At 42.7% G+C, this 17,724-nt stretch carries 18 protein-coding genes and 2 pseudogenes; 4 read left to right on the top strand and 16 right to left on the bottom strand.

Annotation, left to right across the window (positions count from 1 at the left end):
• Positions 1–2: 2 nt before the first annotated feature.
• The 3 genes from DFO73_RS10110 to DFO73_RS10100 form a co-directional block, all read right to left on the bottom strand.
• On the bottom strand, positions 3–704 hold the full coding sequence (locus DFO73_RS10110; RefSeq protein ID WP_110064660.1) for an amino acid ABC transporter permease: 702 nt from the start codon (positions 702–704) through the stop codon (positions 3–5).
• Positions 691–1,521 carry an amino acid ABC transporter substrate-binding protein gene (locus DFO73_RS10105; protein WP_110064659.1) on the bottom strand — a complete coding sequence of 277 codons (831 nt, stop codon included), beginning with the start codon at positions 1,519–1,521 and terminating at the stop codon, positions 691–693. The genes DFO73_RS10110 and DFO73_RS10105 overlap by 14 nt, the downstream gene beginning before the upstream one ends.
• A gap of 187 nt (positions 1,522–1,708) precedes the next feature.
• Positions 1,709–2,533 carry a DUF2935 domain-containing protein gene (locus tag DFO73_RS10100; protein WP_110064658.1) on the bottom strand — a complete coding sequence of 275 codons (825 nt, stop codon included), beginning with the start codon at positions 2,531–2,533 and terminating at the stop codon, positions 1,709–1,711.
• A gap of 132 nt (positions 2,534–2,665) precedes the next feature.
• Here DFO73_RS10100 and DFO73_RS29260 point away from each other — a divergent pair, with 132 nt between their 5' ends.
• The gene (locus DFO73_RS29260) at positions 2,666–2,797 is read left to right on the top strand and encodes a hypothetical protein (protein ID WP_258309368.1); all 132 of its coding nucleotides are present in this window, start codon (positions 2,666–2,668) and stop codon (positions 2,795–2,797) included.
• A gap of 36 nt (positions 2,798–2,833) precedes the next feature.
• On the opposite strand, the gene DFO73_RS10095 is transcribed toward DFO73_RS29260, so the two are convergent.
• From DFO73_RS10095 to DFO73_RS10055, 10 genes and pseudogenes are all read right to left on the bottom strand, one after another.
• Complete coding sequence (locus DFO73_RS10095; protein ID WP_110064657.1) at positions 2,834–3,046, bottom strand: hypothetical protein; 213 nt, start codon at positions 3,044–3,046, stop codon at positions 2,834–2,836.
• 105 nt (positions 3,047–3,151) lie between these two features.
• On the bottom strand, positions 3,152–3,730 hold the full coding sequence (gene def / locus DFO73_RS10090) for a peptide deformylase (RefSeq protein ID WP_110064656.1): 579 nt from the start codon (positions 3,728–3,730) through the stop codon (positions 3,152–3,154).
• On the bottom strand, positions 3,723–3,914 hold the full coding sequence (locus tag DFO73_RS10085; RefSeq protein ID WP_110064655.1) for a helix-turn-helix transcriptional regulator: 192 nt from the start codon (positions 3,912–3,914) through the stop codon (positions 3,723–3,725). The genes def and DFO73_RS10085 overlap by 8 nt, the downstream gene beginning before the upstream one ends.
• Positions 3,915–4,127: 213 nt before the next feature.
• Entirely contained in the window at positions 4,128–5,486 is a 1,359-nt protein-coding gene (locus tag DFO73_RS10080) for a DUF4179 domain-containing protein (protein WP_110064654.1), read from the bottom strand.
• Positions 5,479–6,000 carry a sigma-70 family RNA polymerase sigma factor gene (locus DFO73_RS10075; RefSeq protein ID WP_258309367.1) on the bottom strand — a complete coding sequence of 174 codons (522 nt, stop codon included), beginning with the start codon at positions 5,998–6,000 and terminating at the stop codon, positions 5,479–5,481. The genes DFO73_RS10080 and DFO73_RS10075 overlap by 8 nt, the downstream gene beginning before the upstream one ends.
• Before the next feature lie 124 nt (positions 6,001–6,124).
• Positions 6,125–7,615: a potassium/proton antiporter gene (locus DFO73_RS10070; protein ID WP_110064653.1), complete on the bottom strand. Its 1,491-nt coding sequence runs from the start codon at positions 7,613–7,615 to the stop codon at positions 6,125–6,127.
• Between the two features lie 16 nt (positions 7,616–7,631).
• Entirely contained in the window at positions 7,632–8,189 is a 558-nt protein-coding gene (locus DFO73_RS10065) for a tyrosine-type recombinase/integrase (RefSeq protein WP_110064652.1), read from the bottom strand.
• Positions 8,190–8,301: 112 nt separating this feature from the next.
• Positions 8,302–8,463, bottom strand: a complete 162-nt coding sequence (locus tag DFO73_RS28585; protein ID WP_181395975.1) for a hypothetical protein — start codon at positions 8,461–8,463, stop codon at positions 8,302–8,304.
• A gap of 4 nt (positions 8,464–8,467) precedes the next feature.
• Complete coding sequence (locus DFO73_RS10060; RefSeq protein ID WP_110064651.1) at positions 8,468–8,755, bottom strand: hypothetical protein; 288 nt, start codon at positions 8,753–8,755, stop codon at positions 8,468–8,470.
• Positions 8,752–9,248, bottom strand: a pseudogene (locus DFO73_RS10055) (HIT family protein). Before DFO73_RS10055 ends, DFO73_RS10060 begins: the two are co-directional and overlap by 4 nt.
• Positions 9,249–9,422: 174 nt before the next feature.
• Here DFO73_RS10055 and liaG point away from each other — a divergent pair.
• Both liaG and DFO73_RS10045 read left to right on the top strand, forming a co-directional pair.
• On the top strand, positions 9,423–10,280 hold the full coding sequence (gene liaG / locus DFO73_RS10050; RefSeq protein WP_258309366.1) for a LiaG family protein: 858 nt from the start codon (positions 9,423–9,425) through the stop codon (positions 10,278–10,280).
• A 129-nt stretch (positions 10,281–10,409) separates the two neighbouring features.
• Positions 10,410–11,093, top strand: coding sequence for a C39 family peptidase (locus DFO73_RS10045; protein ID WP_110064650.1), 684 nt, complete (start codon positions 10,410–10,412; stop codon positions 11,091–11,093).
• Positions 11,094–11,529: 436 nt separating this feature from the next.
• On the opposite strand, the gene DFO73_RS10040 is transcribed toward DFO73_RS10045, so the two are convergent.
• Positions 11,530–12,522 (bottom strand): LLM class flavin-dependent oxidoreductase, encoded by a 993-nt coding sequence (locus tag DFO73_RS10040; RefSeq protein WP_110064649.1) that lies wholly within the window; start codon positions 12,520–12,522, stop codon positions 11,530–11,532.
• Between the two features lie 140 nt (positions 12,523–12,662).
• Here DFO73_RS10040 and DFO73_RS10035 point away from each other — a divergent pair, with 140 nt between their 5' ends.
• Positions 12,663–13,379, top strand: a complete 717-nt coding sequence (locus DFO73_RS10035) for a 3-ketoacyl-ACP reductase (RefSeq protein WP_110064648.1) — start codon at positions 12,663–12,665, stop codon at positions 13,377–13,379.
• A gap of 36 nt (positions 13,380–13,415) precedes the next feature.
• On the opposite strand, the gene DFO73_RS10030 is transcribed toward DFO73_RS10035, so the two are convergent.
• Both DFO73_RS10030 and DFO73_RS10025 read right to left on the bottom strand, forming a co-directional pair.
• A complete protein-coding gene (locus DFO73_RS10030) occupies positions 13,416–14,372 on the bottom strand; it encodes a nuclease-related domain-containing protein (protein WP_110064647.1) in 957 nt (318 codons plus the stop codon).
• A 224-nt stretch (positions 14,373–14,596) separates the two neighbouring features.
• Positions 14,597–17,723: pseudogene (locus DFO73_RS10025) on the bottom strand (MMPL family transporter).
• Position 17,724 lies beyond the last annotated feature (1 nt).

Raw genomic sequence — 17,724 nt, 5'->3', positions numbered from 1 at the left:
TTTCATGAAGAAACATACCGGTCAAGGCGGTTTTCAATCCTTCCCTGCACGATGGAAAGCAAAAAGCAAATTACCCAATAAATGAGGGCAGCCTGCGTATACAGGAGCAAAAATTCATAATTGGTTGCTGCTATTTCCTGTGCTCTTCTGAACATCTCTGTAACCAGGATCATGGAAGCCAGAGATGTATCCTTTACAAGACTGATAAATGTGTTAGAAAGAGGCGGTATCGATACCCTGGATGCCTGCGGAAGAATAATCCTCTTAAGGGTTTGCGGATATGACATTCCAATTGAGTATCCAGCCTCCCATTGCCCTTTGGGAATCGATAATATTGCTGCACGTATGATTTCAGAAGCATATGCCCCTACATTTAACGAAAACCCTATAATAGCAGAAGGGAATGGGTCAATAATGATTCCGATTGTCGGCAGCCCATAAAAAATAATAAAAAGCTGAACAAGCAACGGGGTTCCTCTTACTGCTGATACATAAATTCTAGCTATTGTCTGCAGCACCTTATTGCCTGAAATTCGTGCTAGAGCCGTTAAAATCGCCAATGCCAAACCGCACACAAATGAAATCAGCGTTAATGGAATGGTATAAATAATGGCACCTTCAAGTAAAGGCTGGAATGAATTCTTTCCAATCTCCATAAGCCTTGCGACCCTTTCCGGGTCTAAAAAAATACTACTTAAGAACATCTTCGCCAAACCATTTTTCCGAGATTTTTAGATACGTGCCATCCTCAATCATTTCATTTAAGGCTTTGTTAACTTCTTCCACCAATGTGTTGCTTCCCTTTCGGAACATCAAGCCGCTTTGAGAAGCATCTTCAGATTCCGCAACTATTTTAACAGGAGCATCAGGTTTTTGTTTTTTGAAATCTAAAAACGATAAATTATCGTTGATTGTAACATCTGCACGCTTTGAGTTTATTAGCTCAATTGCTTGATTAAATCCTTCCACACCCACAATTTCTGCTCCATTGGACTTTGCAAGATCGGCATAATTACTTGTCATGGATTGGGCAGCTTTTAATCCTTCAATATCTTCAAAGCTCGTAACAGTATTATTGGATTCATGAGTGATCAGTACTGCGGCTGAAGAAATATATGGATCCGAAAAGTCGTACTTTTCCTGACGGTCAGGCCGAATTCCAACTTGGTTTGCAATCATATCAAAACGTTTTGAATCCAAACCGGCAAACATTGCGTCCCATTGTGTTTCCAGGAATACTGGCTCCACATCAAGCCTTTTGGCAACTTCCTTCGCAATTTCAACATCAAAACCGGTCAGTTCCCCTTTATCGTCATGGAATGTAAATGGAGGGTAGGTCCCTTCAGTTCCGATTAACAACTTTCCTTCATCCTGTACTTTTGCCCATAAATCCTGGCTTTCCGTTTTTTCCTCTGAAGCATTTTGCTTCTGAGTTTCTGGATTAGCTTTATTTGTTCCACATCCTGAAATTAATAAGACAAAACTAAATAAAATGGCAAAAATGATATAAAACTTTCTCATCTGTAATACCTCCTATTTCTGATTGGATTAATCAGTATTTATATACTATTATAGGGTTTTTCTTCTGTCAAAGAAAAAATTTCATTACTATTCTTTCCCAAAGAACTTACTTTACTACTTATCTTTTTTGCATCAGAATAAAATAAAACCCTTCTTTTTATAAGAAAGGTTTAGAATAGGGCATTCTTTAATAAGAAGGCTTTTTAAGCGAGCATTTGGAAGCTTCTTCAACCAGCTCCGGAGCATAATAACTTAGCTTTTTTATCAAATAACAGGCTTCCGGAAAATGGTGCTCAAGGAACCTTAACGTCGTTTTATTAAGGATCCTTTTGCCAGCGTATTTTTGGACAATCCCTTTAATATATTCATTCATTTCAATTACAGCCAGTCCGACATCACGGGCCAATTCCTGCTGGCGCGGAAATCCCGGCTGGGCGAACCTCAGATATCCTTTCATATGGCGGTTCTGTACCATGAAGCCCTGGAAAATCCGTGTATAGATTTCTGCCTGCTCTTCAATAAAAACCTCAATCGGATCAATCGAATTTCGCAGCAGGACAATATGGCCAAGCTGGTCCTCCAGCCATAAATCCAGCAGGTCAACAAGAGACTGCGGCGGCGGTGTTAACCCTTTCGCGTAATAGCTCAGCAGCCGCAAGTATTCCTGATTCTCGCTTAATGTACCGTTAAAGTATGTCGGCGAGAGGTTAATATTGATCACATTATTAATTCTTAAATTCTGCAGCTTCCCTTCGAATTGAAAATAGCCGTTTGCAATCGGCCAGACTTCCATTGCAAAAGAAACCGCTTCCCGGGAATTTGCCTGTGCAGAAGGCGGAAATTGGTTCAGCCTTCTGCGCAGATTTCGAAAAGCTTGTCTATAATCATCCGCTCTCTTTACATATTTGGCTTCGGTCGGCGAAAGATGGTCTCTTACGAAAATCGCATGGTCCTCGAGAATTTCCAGCCAAAAGGCATGCTCCTCCCAAGGCGTCAACCCCATTTCATTCATTCTGCTATCCCCCCATAATAATCCTTTTAGATGTATATGCTTTTCGAAAAGGAATCATGAATGAGGAAGCCCGGATAAAAAAAGAGTGAATTAGAAAAAATAAGGGAGCATTTTTAAGAAAGGAGAATGAACATGACGAAAAAATATAACAAAGGCAGCAAAAATCAAAACTCCCCAAAAGGAAACCAATCACCGATCAGTGGAGATAACAGCAAAGGAAATAAGAGAAATAAAGATCAGAACGATAAAACGGATATGGATTAAAAGAAAAACCGGCTTTCCATTCAAAGCCGGTTTTTCCTATTCGTCATCGCCTGTAATTTTAATAGCAGGCGTTTCATTATACAGATATGTCGGAGCCATGTTCTGGTGCTTCTCCCTATTATTCATTACTTCCTGAAGCTTAAGATTGGCGTCCTCTGTTTCCGTCTTGCTGTTCTTTTTAGAGTGGACATTCTGATCTTCCAGCTTTTCATTCAGTTTTATATTCGTTTCAGCAGCTTTCTCATCCATTTCCGATTCCTCCTTTTTCATTTTAGTGTGTGATAAATAAGTATTAAATATTTACCACATCTGTATGCCGGTAAAACAAAAAAGCATAGAACGCAGTGTTCTATGCTAAAAGTTTTCCATAACAGAATTTTCCGGCACCTTAAATGGGTCGTTTTTATCGATTCTGTCATAAAACATGATCCCGTTCAGATGATCGATTTCATGCTGCATAATAATGGATGGGACGCCCTTGAATCGGAGAGTCACTTCTTCTCCGTCCAGGTTATAGGCTTTTACCTTAATGCGTTCATAACGCGGCACATAGCCTTTAACATCCCGGTCTACAGACAGGCAGCCTTCCCCATCCGGCAGGAAAATCACGCCCACTGAGTGGCTGATGATTTTCGGGTTAATCACATAATGTTCCTGCGGCTCGCCTTTTTCATTGGTAAAATACGCTGCAAACATGCGCTTGTTCAGGCCGATTTGGTTTGCAGATAAACCGACCCCCGGGCGCAAGCCATATTTTTTTGCCGTCGCAGGATCCTGGCTGTTTTTCAAATACTGCATCATTGCGATTAAGGTTCCACGGTCCTCTTCAGTAAGCGGTATGGGAACTTCTTTCGTTGCCTCGCGCAGAATGGGATCTCCTTCTCGAACAATCTCTTTCATGGTGATTATCGTATTTGCGTCAAATTTACTCATAAATAAATAATTCATCTACCTTTACATTTAATGTTTTGGAAATCCTGAATGCCAGCTCCAGGGTCGGGTCATATTTATCATTTTCAATGCAATTGATCGTTTGCCTGACCACGCCGCACTCTTTTGCGAGCATTTCCTGTGTAATCCCCAGCTTTTTCCGCATTTCTTTTATTTTATTCTTCATACTATTATCGTATCATTTTGTCAACGGAGATGTCCAATTATTTGGACATTCTTCTTCGTGGAAAAAATTTATTCGCGGAAAATTAAAAATAACCGCGAAATTTTTGATTTTATGCGCGGTTTCTTTACAGACATCCGCTAAAATCTCCATATATCCGCACACCGGCTATTTAGCAAAAAACCAGTGTGGTCGCTCGCCCACACTGGTATGAAGTTACTTAACCCTCAATTTCACATCACCTTCAATCCAGGCAGGAAAGAAAGAGAGTTCCAATCTTAAAGGATTTTTATAATCGGCTTCCTCTTTTGAAGGGAGTGAGATTCCGACCACCTGCTTATTCTCTTCTTCCCGGTACGACGTCCCCATGTCTCCGAAAATACCTTTTCCTTCTGCATCTTTAATACCGTTAAAAATCATGTAATTAAATTCTTCGCTAGTATCCAGCGTAAACATCAGCATATCGTCTTCCCATCCGACATGGGAAAGCTTCGAACCCTTTGGCTGCTTGAGAATTTCTTTTTTATCCGTGTCAACTAAGACATATGCTTCATCCTTATCAACAGCCTGAATCTTATTTATAGCCAGGTATAATTCTTTCGGCTCCTTAAAGTAATTGCTTTGGAGGTAAAGAATATCCTCGTTATCGCTGACATGGCTGGCTGTTATGCCATTGGAAATCTTCGTCCAGGACTCTCCGTTTTCATCGACCAGGCGGATATCCTGAAACTCAAAGATTTTCTTGCTATTGTTCGGGTCATAAGCAAGATGGACCGCGACTCGGAGCGGATACACCGTTATGTCCTTTACCGTAATTTTCTGCCCTTCAAGTGTCACCGTTTCGTTCAATTCATATGTTTTTTTGACTTTCACAGGCTTTTCAATGGAAAAAGGAAATTGAAACGTTTCATCGAAGTCATCCGTTTTAACATTTATGGATAGATTAAACTTCTTCGTAACCAGCTTCTCCTGAAAAAATAATTCTAGCGCAGAGGATACTGACTTTCGCGGCTGGTCCTGATATGGTGAATGCGAACCATGACTGGAAGACCCTAAAACAAATTTTGTACCATCTGCTGGCGTTAATTCCACATCTTCAACATAAAAATTACTCTGGTTCTTTTCTGCTTCCATTGTATAAAAAATGACTAATCCGGTTTCATCCGCAATGACTGAATCCACGGTAACTTTCAAGCCGTTCTTTTCCTCGGTGATGCCTACTTCCTGCAAATAATCATTCTCAACTGCCGACATTAGCCCTTTATCAAAGCGGATCAGATCAACTATTTTTTGCATGCCTGGAAGTTCGGCTACATAATGGGCAAATGCCGGGGAGACCCTAATGCTGGTCAGAAAAACAATCGCCAGTACAGCTGCTGCCACACTGGGAAGAAGCCACGGTTTCCTGCGCCGGCGGGGTTTCTTTTCAGTCCTTGCAGGTTCTTCAGGTGTCTCTTCCTTTTTTGCTTTTTGGAATCCGGACAAAATAGCTGAATTAATTTTATCCTCTGGAATCGTTATTTTATTAAAACTCTTCTTCATTTTTGCAAGGTCCTGTTCTTCTTTTTTAAACATGAGACATTCCCCCTTTCTCCTCGAGCTTCTCTCTTAGAGATTTAAGCGCTTTGTTCAGCCAGGTTTTCACGGTTCCTTCCGGACAATCAAGCGTGCCTGCGATATCTTTAATCTTCAGATCATGAAAATATTTAAGTGTCAGGATTTCACGCGAGCGCTCATCAAGAGCCTGCATCGCATCCTGGATTTCCATCAAAGAATAATTCTCCGACTTTCCCATTGTCAGAAGCAAATCCTCATTCAAAACCATCCGCTTTTGCATCTTCAATGTATCGTTGCAGTAATTGATCATGATGCGGATTAGCCATGTCTTAAAATATGAAGGATCCTTTAAATCCTTCAGCCCTTTATAAGAACGGAATGTTACTTCCTGAATCGCCTCAATTGCATCTTCCTTATTCCGCAAATAAGCAAGAGCAGTTTTATATAACTCTATTTTTACAGTACCGATGATTTGCAAAAAGGCATCATCATCGCCTTCCTTAGCCTTCAGCACCAGCTGCTCAATCGCCAAACAGGGGTCCCCCCTTCAATTCTCTCTGTACATTAGACTTACAAAACGGAAAAAAGTTTTATCTATTTTATTTTCTTTTTAACTAAAAAAAGACCTGCCCATCAAAGACAGATCTTTTCCTTGGCTAAGCTTCTGCTTCTGCCAGTTCTTCAGTCAGTTTTTTCTTTTTCAGCAGCTGCTTAAGCTCCTTTTTATGTTTTCTTTTTGTGAGGATATAGAGAAAGTCACCCTGCTCAATAGTTGTGTTGCCTGTCGGGGTAATGAGCTCATCTTTACGGATAATGGCATTGACGAGTGCACCTTCAGGAAAAGGAATCTCCAGGAGTGTATGCCCGATAATAACGGCATCTTCTTCTATTTCATATTCAATCATTTCCGCATCAGCCTTGCCGAGGGAAACAAGCTCAAGAGAGTGCATAGGCGCTGCTTTTTCTGGCCCTGAGAGACCAAGTTTTTCAGCAAGGATGGTGATCGTGGACCCCTGGACAAGGGCGCTGGTCAGGACAACGAAAAAGACAACATTAAAAATTTCATGGCTTCCTTCCACACCCGATAGCAGGGGAAAAGTGGCAAGTACGATTGGTACTGCTCCTTTCAATCCGGCCCATGATAGAAAAATTAATTCTTTATGAGTGTAGCCCATTTTAATGGTAGACAGGTAGACTGCAGCAGGTCTGGCAACAAAAATAAGAAGAGCAGAAATGGCAAGCCCTTTTAACAATATGTCCGCATGAAAGAGCTCATCCGGAAAAACAAGAAGCCCGAGAATGACGAACATCGAAATTTGCATCATCCATGCGAAGCCTTCGGTAAAACGAAAGACGGAATGGCGGTAAGCAATATCCGTATTTCCGATGATAATTCCAGCAACATATACAGCCAGAAGCCCGCTTCCACCGAAAAAAGCAGTAATGCCATACGTCAGCATTGCAAAACCGGTTGCGAACACAGGATAAAGACCGCTGGAATCCAAATTGATCCTGTTGAGCGCAAAGACAGCCAATTTACCTAACAGCATCCCGAGCAGCAACCCGACGCCCATCTGGATAAAGAAAGAACCTATGAGAGAGAACATGCTGGATTCGGGAATCGTAATTAGTTCAATCATGGCAACTGTCAGGAACACAGCCATCGGATCATTGGAGCCTGACTCAGCCTCCAGGGTTGAAGCGATTCTTGGCTTAATATTTTGGCCTTTTAATACAGCGAAAACGGCAGCGGCATCTGTTGAACCGACAATCGCACCAAATAGAAGGGCAACCACCCAGTCCACCCCGAGAATGAACTTGGCAGCGACTGCAACGAGCCCTGCTGTGATAAGAACTCCAAGGGTTGCCAATGATAAGGAAGGTGCAACAACGGTCCGGACTGTTTTCCAATTTGTCTGCAGCCCGCCCTCAAACAGAATAATGATAAAAGCAAGAACGCCAATCATCTGTGCAAGCCTGGCATTATCAAAATAGATGAAATGCCCCAATGCCATCCCGACTGCAATAAAGAGAACAAGAGCCGGCACACCAAGTCGCGCAGAGAACTTCGTTGTCAGAACACCGATTATAAAGAGTATGGCAGCCAATAAAATAAGCGCATCTGTTTGCCAAATAAATTCAGCCACGGTTATCACCTTCTTTCTACAGATTTACATCGAGAACAATAGGAATGGAATGGCGGTCAGAAATGCCGAGGTAAGCCAGGGTTTCTGCAGGCGAAGATTGCTGGAGCCTTTTTTGGATCAGCGAGATCGCTATTCCCTTTCGATAAGCATGCAAGGCAAATGTTTTTCGCAGGGTATGAGTTCCAACCGGGCCTTCTATCTCCGCTACTTTTGCTGCTTCATTTAAAATACGGTAGGCCTGCTGGCGCGTAATCGGCGCATTGGCCTTTCTGGATTTAAATAAGTAATCATCTGATAGAAGGGATCCTTCTTCAATCCAGTTTAGGATGGATTGGCGGACATTTGGATTTAAATAAACGGGCGGATTATTGTATTGAGCAGAATTAAGAAAGGGAAGAACATGATCGTTTTCATCAAACACATCCTTGACAAGGAGGTTCAAGAGGTCATGGATGCGTACACCGGTGTTTATGCCAAAAAGGAATAAACAGTAGTCCCGGGAAGACCTGTGCTCCAGATATTTTTTCATCACTTCCAGCTTGTGAATATCTTTAATCGCTTCAACTGTCTTCATTTGATCACCCTATAATGTAACATAAGTTTATTATACACTATATTATGTAACATTACATTACATATGCACACCAAAAATGCACAAAAAAAGGACCTGCCCCAAGGCAAATCCGTTAGATCGATTTGGACAGATGGATCATCCCTTCTTCCTGTAAATATTCCTTGTATCCGCAGCTTTTATAGAGTGTGACTGCGTTTTCCCAGGCAAAATGGGTTTCAAGGACGATTTTTTTATAGCCAGCTGCTTGTGCGTGGCTCTCCAGTACCTGTACCATCTTTCTAGCAAGCCCTATTGCGGAATGCTAATTTCACCGACATTCGCTGGAGCCTGCAGGTGTCCCCGCTCTCTTTTGTCAGTGCACCTGTGCAAACCAGCTGTTCCTCAATCAAACCAATTAGAAAAAGACTTCCTTCCTTGTTATATGTTTCCGTTATATTATTTAGATCCGGATTTAAGGAGTGGTCGATGAAGCCAAAGCGCTCGAGAAATCCTTCGAGAATTAGCTCTTTAGCGGCAGCTTCATACTTCTTTGTCATTTTAAATGTCATTAAATCTGTTTTATTCATGAGGTTTTTTCCCTGTTTAACTCTTCAGTCAACATGGCAATCGCCTTTCTTACTTCCGACAAGTTTTCACCATGGTTCATATGGTTTCTTGCATGCAGGAGCACGGGCCGAACCGACTCAACCGAACGGCCAAATCGATGCATCCATTCATATCGCGGCACCATCCATGTATGAAAATGGTGGGTCGTATCTTCATTATAAAAATAATAAACATGCTCAATCCCCAAAACTTGCCTCTGTGCTTTACGGATTTTTGTTAATAGATTTACATATTCAAGCCTTCCTTTTCGGTCAGTTCATCGAGGCATAGGATATGCCTTTTGGAAGCCAGAATGACCAGCCCCTTAACAGGGTAAGCCACATCCTGGTGGGCATGGAAATGCTCTGTTTCAATGATGGTCCCACCCTCTGGTTCTGCCACTCCGCTCGTAACAGCACAGCTCAGGCATTCCACTTCAATTGTTTTCCCATTTGCAAGCGTAATTGATTTCATCATATCTCCTGTTTTTTCCTTTTATGATAAAATGTAGAATACAAAAATAAAACCCTTTTTTACAAATCTATTAAGCCTCAAGTCTTAGCTGGAATTAAATCTGCGGCTCAATGTGCTCAGCTTAGCATTTTCATAAAATAAAGATAAGAAATCTAAAGAATGAAAGCAGGGATTATGTTGAAAAGGATTTTTATGATTTTTATTATCTTGGTCGGCTCCTATCTATTGTTCAATGGCGTCACTAGCTGGATGACATCCGGAGGCGGGGCAACGGATGCACCCATTAATGATCGAACGGACTTGATCAGCATCAATATTTCCGGTTCAGATACAGTGATTATTCCCGAAAAGCGCAGTGATGTCAGGGCTGAGCTTGATGGAAAAGGCAACGTAACAGTAAATAAGTCCGGGAATGAAGTTTATGTGGAATACAAACGCAGATGGCTGGACGGCTTCCAATTTTTCAACAGCAAAAGCAACTTGAAGATCTATATTCCGGAAGATTACAGCAACTCCATGTCGATTAATATTGGATCTGGGCGTTTAGATTTTGCAGGTGAATCTGAGAGCCAGCCTTTTGAGCTCGAAAAACTGAATGTCGATATGAGCTCTGGAAAAGTCAGCCTTTCAAATATTAAAGCGGATGAATTTGAGCATGAAGGTTCCTCAGGGATGATGGATGCCGATCATTTAATAACCCGCAGCGGGGAATTTGATATGAGTTCGGGAAGAGTGAATATCCGAAACTACCAAGGGAAACTGGATGCAGAAGTTTCTTCCGGGCAGCTTGATATTATGATTGATAAACTGACTGATTCCGTAAATATGGAAGCAAGCTCGGGCTTCGTTCGCCTTGATTTGCCTGATGACGCTGACTTTACTTTGAAGGGAAAAGCGAGCAGCGGACATATTATCAGCAAATTTGAATTAGAGGATGAATCTCGCAATAAAAATGACATTTCCGGCAAGCATGGGTCAGGAGAACATGATATTAATGTGTCGGTGTCGAGCGGGAAAGCGGAAATTCAATAGAGTGGTTAAGTATAGCCCGGGACAGCCGGGCTTTTTTATGTGCTTTCTGGGGTTAACAGCAGATCCCATGGGGAAATAGTCTTATAACTGATATTTTGATAAGCGAAATTTTCAAAAGGAGGGTATGTTTTGAAGAAAGCCATTATACTGGCCGCTGTCCTGCTAACTGGCTGTTCAGCACCTTTCGGAGACACAAGCGAAGAAGCTGAAAAAGCACAGCAGAAGGATGAAAAAGTATTGATTGATGCTCCCCATTATTTGCAAAAACCTGAGCTGGAAAGAGGCTGTGAAGTCACCAGTCTGGCCATGCTTTTAAATGAAGCAGGAGTGGAAACGGATAAAATGACACTGGCAGAAGAAATTAATCGGGTCCCTTTTGAAGAGAACGGCTATAAAGGGAACATCCATGAAGGCTTTGTAGGCAACATGCGAACGTTGGATGAACCCGGACTCGGAGCCTACCACGAGCCAGTTGCAGAACTCGCTGAAAACTATCTGCCTGGAAAAATCAAAGATCTGACTGGCAGTGACTTTGATAAAGTCTTCGAACAGCTTGACGATGGACGCCCAGTATGGGTAGTCATAACAAGCACTTATGGCGTCTTGCCTGAATCGGAATGGGAAACCTGGGAAACAAAAGATGGGCCGGTAAAAGTCACCTACCGGATGCACGCCGTTTTAGTCACTGGCTATGATAAGGAACACATCTATGCAAACGACCCGCTTAAAGAGAAAAACACACAATACCCAAAGGATGAATTTATTGCCGGCTGGGAGCAGATTGGAAAACAGGCGATTACGTATATGGAGTGAGAAATGATTCTGTGAGGAAAAGCATCCGAGTGGGGATAACTTTTGGGAAGTGAACAGGTGGTGGATTATTATGTTGTGGATTACTTTTCGAAAAAGAAGCAAATATGCTGGTTATCCACCAATTGTGGATTATTTTAATTGAAAGCACCATGTATTGTGGGTAATTTCTGAAAAATAAAAAAATTATGTGCTAGTTATGCACAATAAGAAAGAATCCTCTAGTTTGGATTGCCTTACCCTCATGTGGTGGATAAGTTGTGCATAATTAAATAAGGTTGGATATGCTGAATGACTTTATAAGTAAAAATTGATGGATTACCTGTGTAAAATTAGATTAAATCCATTCCTTGCATTTTATAAAATGCTACTTATCCCCGTGCCGTGGATTACTTGTGCATAATGAAAAAAGATCCCCGTTGCGGGGATCTTTTTTACGTTATGCGAAAGCTTCGGACAGAAGTCTATAGGAATTCAGCTTGTCCTGAAAATCATATATATTAGTGATGACCATGAATTCATCTGTTTGATAGATCTCGCTGAGCAGCTGCAATTCTTTTTTTACCTTTGCAGGAGTGCCGATGATCATCCGCTTGCGGTTTTCAGCTGTTTTTGCTTTTTCCTCCGGTGTCAGAGTGATGCTTTTTGCCTCTGCAGATGAAATAATCCTTGTATCCTTCCCCTTTTCTACCGCCATCAGCCACATATCCTGGCTTAAAGCCAGCTCTTCCGCCCTTTCCTGTGTTTCGGCACATACGACAAAAATGCACACATTTGCCTTTGGTTTTGATAGGCCTACTGAGGGGTGGAATTGGCTAAAGTACGTATCCATGACTCTTTTTCCGTTGGAAGGAGTTATGAAGTGTCCGTATGTAAATGCGGTTCCGCACTCGGCAGCCAGCCGCGCACCCCGATGCGTTATACCCAGCATCCACATTCGGGCTGGATCTTCCACCTGTGGAAAAGCTTCGACACTCCGATAAGGATGCCCTTCCGGCAGTTTCTTGTATAAAAAATCTTGGAGGTCCTTTACCTGCCTCGGAAATTCGTTCAGGCTTTTTCTTAATCCATCAGTCAGCGCGAGCCGGGTTGATGCGGAGCCTCCGGGTGACCGGCCTACACCGAGATCGATCCTGCCCGGGAAAAGGGTTTCTAGCATATTAAAGCTTTCGGCAATTTTAAACGGGCTATATTGAGGCAGCAGAACTCCCCCTGAACCAACCCGGATTTTGCTGGTGCTTGACGCAATATGGGAGATGAGCACTTCTGGAGAGGTGCCTGCTATGCCATTGGAATTATGGTGCTCGGCTACCCAAAAACGGAGGTAGCCAAGCTCTTCCACGGTCTGTGCCAGCTTTACCGTTTTACGGAGAGCATCCCGTGCAGATTCCCCTTTCGTAATGACTGATTGGTCCAATACGCTAAGTTTCATGGGCAGCCCTCCTTTGTTGAAAATGATCTTACCATACGGAGAGCGTTGTTCTCAAATATGCAATTTAGGCAGGCGGTTTATTAGGAAATTTACATTTTTTTTGGTAGTATATGAATGATTTTTTTAGAGGAGGAAAAACGATGCATACATTAAAAGGCAAAACAGCACTGATTACCGGAGCTGGCAGAGGAATCGGGCGTGCAACGGCTATCGCGCTTGCAAAAGAGGGTGTTAACATCGGATTGCTTGGCCGCACAATTGAAAATCTTGAAAAAGTGGCGGATGAACTAAGCCAGTACGATGTGAACGTTTCAGCGGCTGCGGCAGATGTTGCCGATCTTGAGGCTGTAACTCATGCTATTGAGCATATTAAATCGGATCTTGGCTCTGCGGATATCCTGATTAACAACGCGGGGATTGCCAAATTCGGCGGCTTCCTTGACCTTTCCCCAGAGGAATGGGAAAGTATTATCCAAGTTAATTTAATGGGGGTGTATAATGTTACAAGAGCAATTCTGCCAGATATGATCGAACAGAAATCCGGCGACATTATCAATATCGCATCCACCGCAGGCCAAAAAGGCGCTCCTGTCACAAGCGCGTATAGCGCATCCAAATTTGCCGTTCTTGGCTTAACGGAATCTCTCATGCTTGAAGTGAGAAAACATAATATCCGCGTAAGTGCACTGACCCCAAGCACAGTTGCAACTGACCTTGCGATTGAAACAAACCTGACTGACGGCAACCCTGAAAAAGTGATGCAGCCGGAAGACCTTGCAGAATTTATCGTGGCACAGCTGAAATTGAATCCGCGTGTGTTTGTGAAAACGGCTGGCATGTGGTCGACAAATCCATAAAATATTAATGGCAGATCCGGAATGGATCTGCTTTTTTTAGAGGGTATAGCGTTTGCCTTTATTTTTGCCGGTGGACTCTTTGGCGGCGGAGCGGAGGAGTCTTGATGTTAAGTGAATATCTGAAATGTTGAGGAAATCTCTAACCTCACTACTCGACACTTCGGAATTGATTAATAGGGAGTAATCTTTTAATGAGGAAAGGTGAGCGTCCTTTGATATAAGGCTGCAATTTGGGCAATGCCAATTGCCGTAAATTCTTGCAAGAGGAATAAATTCGCAAGCCGGGCAATGAACTCCTTTCCGTAATTGCTCCCGAGTTACGTTAAACCTTTCAAGGATTGAATGATCAGCCGCCTCATGTTGCTTATTTAGCTGACGTATCCATTTTTTTAGTTCCTTTTCAGAAAGCTGATTTTTTAGATATAATTTTTCAAGCTGACGAATTCTTTCAGGAAGATAGTCGCGATGAAGCACTTTTTGCGAGAGGCTTTTATATTGGGGTGATGTTCTGATGATTGAACCTGGGTTGCTAATGATAATTAAAGAATGGATAGGAACTGCGGGCAAACGATTAAGCGCCATCCAATTTTTCAGCTGTGTCTCCTGCCGTTGAACTTGAATAAGCGGGTCAGGAAAAGCTTTTTCAATTCCATTTTTAGTGCGTATCAGCTGGTTGAATTCCTGATCAAAGTATAATGTTCCAGCTATGTTTTTCACCTCTAGAATTAGAATAAAGTTTTGGGATAGAACCAAAGTGTCGATTTGGAAAAAATGCTTGGAATCTTTAAGCCTTAGGTCGTGTAAAATAAAATATTTATTCTCCTGAAGAAAGCTTAGTGGATAATCGAGGGCGGTTTCGCCTTTATAGCCAGCCATGGTTTTCGAGAGGTTCTCCTGAATGAAGGGGTATTTTGGATGATTTCGGGGTGTTCTTCTTACTAAAGCCTGCAATTTTTGAATTGAGAGTGAAACTTCTCTCTTTTTTATAATCATTTTACTGCTCCTTTCGTGGATTAGCAGGAGATTTCGCTTTTTAAAGCTGGAAATCCTTCTTATGAGCAGTAAAATTTCATTATATTAGCAAGTTAGAGGATTATATTAGCAACTTTCTAATTTTATTAGCAACTTCCTCCTGTTTATTAGCAACTTCTTTATTTTATTTGCAACTTGTAATTATTCTAAAAAGAGGCTACCCAACAAGGATAGCCTCTTCCTCTTTAATTAGCGTTTCTTTTAAACGGCCACCAGTTTGCCTGGCCGAAGTTTTTGACCATGACCGGGATGAAGGGGCAGCATGACAAGTGCGTATAGCATGAGTCCGATAAGGACGATGGACGCGATCTGTAAAAGTGATAGCATTCCGGATGGCATCATGGCGGCGAATGTTCCGCCAAGGATGACAGCAGCCGAGATGATGACGGTACCCATCTTTTTCATGGATAGCAGCATGGCATCTGCGATTGATAGATCACGATACTCGTTAAAGCGGTCCATTAAGAAAATACTGTAGTCTACGCCAAGCGCAACTAAAATAACAAATGCGAAGAATGGAACCGCCCAGCTGATGCCTGTGTATCCGAGAAGGTTCACGAAAATGGCTTCGTTCATCGCCATGCTCGTATAGTACGTCAAGATGAGTGAACCAATTAGATAGATTGGCATAATAATGGATCTGAAAAGGAACACAAGGATGATGGAAATACCAAGAAGCATCAATACAACTGTACGGGAGTAATCCTGATCTGACATTGTGCTCAGGTCAGCATTCGTACTTGTAATACCTCCGACTGCCACTACGGCATTTTCAAGTTTTGTACCTTTTGTTGCTCTTTCCACCGCTTCTTTTATCTCATCGACCTGGCCGATGGCTTCATTGGAATACGGGTTAGCTTCCAGCACAACGTCCATTGTCATGACTTTGCGGTCCTCAGACATATAAGTATCGAATACTTGAGCAAACTCTTCATTCTCCAGAACTTCCGGCGGCAAATAGAAACCATCCATATTTTCCGAACTTGATAGACCTGCCAAGTACTCCTGTGCGGAGCCAAGGCCTTCAGATACCTGTTCCAGTCCATCCGCGCTCTGGCCAAGGCCATCTGTCAGCTGGCTGATTTGCCCGCCCAGGTCTCCAAAGCCGGCAAGGAGCTGTTCCTGACCGCCATTGATTCCAGCTAAACCGTTTGTCAGCTGAGGGAAGCTATTAACGATTTGCCCCTGGCCGTTGGCAAGCTGATTTAAGCCTGCCTGCTGGGCTTCGATTCCCTCGATTAGCTGCTTAAGGCCTGCAACTAAGTCTTTTTGACCGGCAATCGCCTGTACAAATCTTTCATTTGCTGCACCTAGGCCTTTCTGAAGTTGTGTTAATCCTGCGCTTGCTTGATTGATTCCTGTGGAAACATTAGGCAGCTGCTGCTGAAGACCTTCTACCGTACCTCTTATTTCTTGATACTGCTGATCTTGTGCCAAATCTGGATTTTTGGCTTCAACATAGCCAAATAGTGTATTATTTGCTTGTTTAATGTTATCTGATAGCCTATTCAAGTTACCCTGGATTTTTTGATAGCCTGCAATTAAATTAGGAATAGATTCTTCTGCAGATTGATAACCTACCAGCAGCTGCTGGTAGCCTTCAAGCAGCTCTTCCGCTCCCGCTTTGGATTTAGCCAAACCATCCTTAATTTGATCAGATCCTGCAGATCCCTGGCGAATACCGTTTTCAATTTTAGCAAGGTTCGTTTGGATTTCGGCCATTCCGGACTTAATTTCATTTGTACCGGAAATTAGATCATTAATACCTTTTGTGGCACCCTGCAGTTCCGGCTCCGACTTTGCCAGTTCACTGCTTGCTTCATTCAAACCTTCTGAGATTTTATTAAGTCCGTCTTTTCCTTCGCCAAGTCCTTCTTCAAGCGTTTCTGCCTGTTTGGCAACAAAGAAGTCTTCGATTGGCTCGCCCGTTGGTCTTGTGACAGAGCGGACTGTATCAACTAAGTCTACTTTTTCGACTTCTCGGCTAATTTTTTCAGCCAGGCCTACATATTCAGCTGAATCCATCGCCTCGTCATTTTTCAAAACGATTTGCGCTGGCATGGATTCCCCTGGGCCAAAGCTATCGGCAATCGCATTAAAAGCCTTGATGGAGTTTACATCTCCGCCAATTTCCTCGAGTGAGTTATAAGAGAGTTCCCCGTCATATGTGACCAGGAACGGTACGCAAACAGCAGCCACGATAAGCAATGCCAGGAATGGGCGTGCCAATGAGAAGCGGCCGACTGTGCCCCAAATCTTGCTCTCGCCGTGCTCCGCGCTTTTTTTCGATGGCCAGAAAACCTTCTGACCCAATACAGCCATAAAGAAAGGCACAATCGTAAACAGGGCAATCAGAAGAATCGCTACCCCAATTGCAACAGCGGCAGCGGATTGATAAAGAATAAATTGAGAAAAACCAATCGCAGCAAAACCGATCATAACAGCCACACCGCTGAAAAAGACGGTGCGCCCCGCATTACGGTAAGTAGATACTATGGCATCTGCTGTGTTTTCGTTATGTGACAGTTCTTCTTTAAAACGGCTCAGCAGCAAAATGCAATAGTCTGTTCCAATTCCGAACAATACGGCAACAAGAAAAATCTGTGTATAGTTTGAAATTGGAAAATCGAGCCTATCAACTAAAAACGAAACAATTGATTGTGATGCCAAATAGGTAAATCCTACTGTCAATAACGGGATGACCGGTGCAATCACCGATCTGAACACCAGCAGCAGGACACCCAAAATGAAGACAACGGTTATGCCTTCCGTCTTCTTTAGCCCTTCTTCTGAGCTCTTCATCAAGTCCTCATTAATGAGCCACTCGCTCGTATAATAGTAATCTACTTTTACATCTTCAATCGCAGAGTATAAATCCTCGCTAAGCTCAGCTGGTTCGCGGTCATTCCAGCTGACACTGACTGAAGTAAGTATGGATTTTCCGTCATCTGAAACCAGCTGTTCCTTTAAACTTTCTTCGTTAAAATGAGTCAGGATTTCCGTAATGCCAATCTCATCGCTTTTTTCTTCAAGCGTTCGGATTGCTTTTTCCGCTTCTTTTATTTCTGCATCTGTGAGCTTCCTATCATTATGAAAAACAAGTGCAACCTGGGTTTCATCGCCTCCGCCTTCCTGCTTCTGCACTTCTTCCATAATCTCGCCGGCAAGGGTGGAAGAATACTCATCCGGCACGGTAATCTGGCCCTTTTCACGGACGAGTTCAGCCATGTTTGGTGCTGCCAGAAATAAACCGGCAACGACGGCAATCCAGGCAACAATGACAAGCCATTTTCTTTTAATAATCGTATGCACT

Origin of the sequence: Cytobacillus oceanisediminis (assembly GCF_003182355.1) — a bacterium.
Taxonomy (GTDB): Bacteria; Bacillota; Bacilli; order Bacillales; family Cytobacillaceae; genus Cytobacillus; species Cytobacillus oceanisediminis_A.
Note: the sequence above shows the minus strand (reverse complement) of the source record. Positions and strands in the feature narration are given on the sequence as shown.